The organism is Pseudomonas citronellolis (assembly GCF_029335315.1).
Lineage (GTDB): Bacteria > Pseudomonadota > Gammaproteobacteria > Pseudomonadales > Pseudomonadaceae > Pseudomonas > Pseudomonas citronellolis_A.
The window spans coordinates 1-4,025 of sequence record NZ_JARJLT010000001.1; the positions used below are offsets into that span (position 1 = coordinate 1).

Genomic DNA, 4,025 nt, shown 5'->3' on the forward strand with positions numbered 1-4,025 from the left:
AAAAAAAACGGCAGCCGGGGGTACTCGGCTGCCGCAAAGGCGTGGAACCCGGTGGCTCAGGCGCGCTGGCTGTCGCTCAGCTGGTATTCCTCGCCGGCGTAGTAGGCGCGCACGCGAGGGTTCATCACCGCGCGCCACAGCGGCGGGAACAGCGCCAGGACGATCATCCCGGCGTAGCCGTTGGGCAGTTGCGGGCTGGCGTCGTAGTGGCGCAGCACCTGGTAGCGGCGCTTGGCGTAGGCGTGGTGGTCGGAGTGCCGCTGCAGGTGGAAGAGGAACAGGTTGGTCAGCAGGAAGTTGCTGTTCCACGAGTGCTCGGGGGTGGTGCGTTCGTAGCGGCCGTCGTCCAGGCGCCGGCGGTGCAAGCCGTAGTGCTCGACGTAGTTGACGATCTCCAGCAGGGTGAAGGCCATGATCGACTGGCCGATGAAGTAGACCGCGCCGATCCAGCCGAAGGCGACGCTGAAGCCCGCCAGGAACAGTGCGCTGATGGCATACCACCAGATCAGCTCGTTGCGCCAGTGCAGCGCCGGCAGGCCCTTGCGCTTCAGGCGCTGAGCCTCCAGGCGCCAGGCGTTGAGGAAGTTGTGCGTGTAGGCGTGGGGCAGGAAGGCGTACAGGCTCTGGTCGTAGCGCGAGGAGGAGGCGTCGTCCGGGGTCGAGACGTTCACGTGGTGCCCGCGCACGTGCTCCACCTTGAACCCGCCGTAGCATACCGCCGCCAGCAGCAGGCCGCCGGCGCACTGCTCCAGCTGCGGGTCCTTGTGGATCAGTTCGTGGGACACGGTGATGCCGATGGCGCCCATCACCGTGCCCACCGAGAGTATCCAGCCCAGCCGGCCGACCCAGTTCCACGCCTCGTTGTGCGCCAGCACCCAGCCGCCGTAGGCCAGCATGCCCAGCAGCAGCGGCACCGTCAGCAGGCTGAGGAAGCGGTAGTAGCCTTCGCGTTCCAGTACCGGCACTTCGGTGGCTTCGTCGGGGTTGGCCGGATCGCGGCCGACGATGGCGTCGAGCAGCGGGATGACCAGGAACACCACGCTGATGACGAACCAGGCCCAGGCGTTGGGATGGGCGCTGCCGTAGGACCACCAGTAGCTCACCGGGATGCCGAACACCGGCACCAGCCAGATCCAGTAGCCGGCCTTTTTCAGGCTGAGCATCCAGGCAGGGGAGAGGAAGGCGAACATGGGCGTTTCTCGTTGTCGGATTGTCGGACAATCCTGCGCCCAATCCTTTCGGTCGACGCACCAACCTTCGTTCAGTCGAGCACCCCCGGTGGGGCATTGCCGGGTAACACCCTGTGTTACACTTCGCGGCCGCAAGCCCCATCCCATCAGCCCTCCAGCGATAAGGACACCCATGACGTTCAAGGCCCCGGACAGCCTGGCTGAGCAGATTGCCCACCACCTCGCCGAACGCATCATCCGGGGGGAACTCAAGGAGCGCGAACGCATCCAGGAGCAGAAGGTCACCCAGGCGCTGAACGTCAGCCGCGGCTCGGTCCGCGAGGCCCTGCTGATCCTCGAACGCCGCCACCTGGTGGTGATCCTGCCGCGCCGCGGAGCGCAGGTCTCGGCGCTTTCGGCCAGCCACGTGGAAAGCCTCTACACGCTGGTCATGGAGCTGTACATCATGCTGGCCGGCGCCGTGGCCCGCACCTGGCGCGAGGAAAGCGACCTGCAGCCGTTCCGCGCCATCCAGCAGCGCCTGCTGGAAAGCCTGGAGCGCGGCGACATCCACGCCTTCGTCGAGTCCAGCTTCGACATCATGCGCGCGGCCTTCCCGTTCGCCGCCAACCCCTACCTGGAAGAGACGGTGGAGAACCTGCTGCCGGCCATCAGCCGCACCTACCACCTGGCCCTGGAGCGGCGCAAAGGCGAGATGAGCCAGTTCCTCGACAGCTTCGCCCAGCTGCTGCAGGCGGTGATCGGCCGCGATGAGGCGGCCATCCGCGCGGTGCTGCTGGAGTACGGCCGGCACAACAGCCAGCTGGTGCTGGCCGCCCTGGCCGAACGCTGAGGAGAGCCGCATGCGCCTGAAGTGCATCAAGCTGGCCGGGTTCAAGTCCTTCGTCGACCCGACCACCGTCAACTTCCCCAGCAACATGGCGGCCGTGGTCGGCCCCAACGGCTGCGGCAAGTCCAACATCATCGACGCCGTGCGCTGGGTGATGGGCGAGAGCTCGGCGAAGAACCTCCGTGGCGAGTCGATGACCGACGTCATCTTCAACGGCTCGAACACGCGCAAGCCGGTGACCCAGGCGTCCATCGAGCTGATCTTCGACAACTCGGACAACACCCTGGTGGGCGAATACGCCGCCTACGCCGAGATTTCCATTCGCCGCCGGGTGACCCGCGACGGCCAGAACACCTATTTCCTCAACGGCACCAAGTGCAGGCGCCGTGATATCACCGACATCTTCCTCGGCACCGGCCTGGGCCCGCGCAGCTACTCGATCATCGAGCAGGGCATGATCTCCAAGCTGATCGAGGCCAAGCCCGAGGACCTGCGCAACTTCATCGAGGAAGCCGCCGGCATCTCCAAGTACAAGGAGCGCCGCCGCGAGACCGAGAACCGCATCCGCCGCACCCAGGAGAACCTGGCGCGCCTGTCCGACCTGCGCGAAGAACTGGAGCGCCAGCTCGAACGCCTGCACCGCCAGGCCCAGTCGGCGGAGAAATACCAGGAATTCAAGGCCGAGGAGCGCCAGCTCAAGGCCCAGCTCGGCGCCCTGAAGTGGCGCGAGCTGAACGAGCAGGTGGGGCAGAAGGAGCGGGTGATCGGCGACCAGGAGGTGGCCTTCGAGGCCCTGGTGGCCGAGCAGCGCAGCGCCGACGCCAGCATCGAACGCCTGCGCGACGGCCACCACGAGCTGTCCGAGCGCTTCAACCAGGTGCAGGGCCGCTTCTACTCGGTGGGCGGCGATATCGCCCGCGTCGAGCAGAGCATCCAGCACGGCCAGCAGCGTATGCGCCAGCTGCAGGACGACCTGCGCGAGGCCGAGCGCACCCGCCAGGAAACCGAATCGCACCTGGGCCACGACCGCACCCTGTTGGCGACGCTGAGCGAAGAACTGGAAATGCTCGCGCCGGAGCAGGAAGTCAGCGCCGCCGCCGCCGAGGAGTCCAGCGCGCTGCTGGAGGCTTCCGAAACCGGCATGCACGACTGGCAGCAGCGCTGGGACGCCTTCAACCAGCAGAGCGCCGAGCCGCGCCGGCAGGCCGAGGTGCAGCAGTCGAGCATCCAGCACCTGGAACACAGCCTGGAGCGCCAGGGCGAGCGTGAACGCCGCCTGGGCGAGGAGCGCGCGCAGCTGGCCGCCGACCCGGAAGGCGCCGCCATCCTCGAACTGAGCGAGCAGATGGCCACCGTCGAGTTGCAGCTCGAAGAGCTGCAGGCCGAGGAGCTGGAGCTGGTCGAGCGCCTGGAGCAGGTGCGCCAGGCCCTGCAGGACGGCAACGCCGCCCAGCACCAGGCCCAGGGCGAACTGCAACGCCTGAACGGCCGCATCGCTTCGCTGGAGGCCCTGCAACAGGCCGCCCTCGACCCGGGCGCCGGCGCCGCCGACTGGCTGCGCGAGCAGGGCCTGGAACAACGCCCGCGCCTGGCCGAGGGCCTGCGCGTGGAGCAGGGCTGGGAGCTGGCGGTGGAAACCGTGCTCGGCGCCGACCTGCACGCCGTGCTGCTGGACGATTTCGCCGCGCTGCCCTTCGCCAGCCTGGAAAAGGGCGAGCTGCGCCTGCTCGACCTGCCGCGCGGCGCCGCCGCCGGCGTGGCCGGCAGCCTGCTGGAAAAAGTCTCCAGCGACCACGATCTGTCGCCCTGGCTGGCCGGCGTGCGCCCGGTGGAAACCCTGGAGCAGGCCCTGGCCCAGCGCGCCGCGCTGGGGGCCGGTCAGAGCCTGGTCAGCCGCGACGGCTACTGGGTCGGCCGGCACTTCCTGCGCGTGCGCCGGGGCGACTCGGCCGAATCCGGCGTACTGGCCCGTGGCCAGGAACTGGAGCGCCTGTATGCCGAGCGCG

Annotated in this window: 3 protein-coding genes; 2 read left to right on the plus strand and 1 reads right to left on the minus strand. The window is 68.2% G+C overall.

The window, feature by feature from the left end; translation table 11 throughout:
• Positions 1-56: 56 nt before the first annotated feature.
• Positions 57-1,190, minus strand: a complete 1,134-nt coding sequence (locus tag P3W75_RS00005; RefSeq protein ID WP_276225313.1) for an alkane 1-monooxygenase — start codon at positions 1,188-1,190, stop codon at positions 57-59.
• A gap of 172 nt (positions 1,191-1,362) precedes the next feature.
• On the opposite strand from P3W75_RS00005, the gene P3W75_RS00010 reads away from it, so the two are divergent.
• Positions 1,363-2,022, plus strand: coding sequence for a GntR family transcriptional regulator (locus P3W75_RS00010; protein WP_276225314.1), 660 nt, complete (start codon positions 1,363-1,365; stop codon positions 2,020-2,022).
• A 10-nt stretch (positions 2,023-2,032) separates the two neighbouring features.
• Positions 2,033-4,025: chromosome segregation protein SMC (gene smc / locus P3W75_RS00015; protein WP_276225315.1), on the plus strand; the 1,993-nt coding region annotated here is incomplete at its 3' end.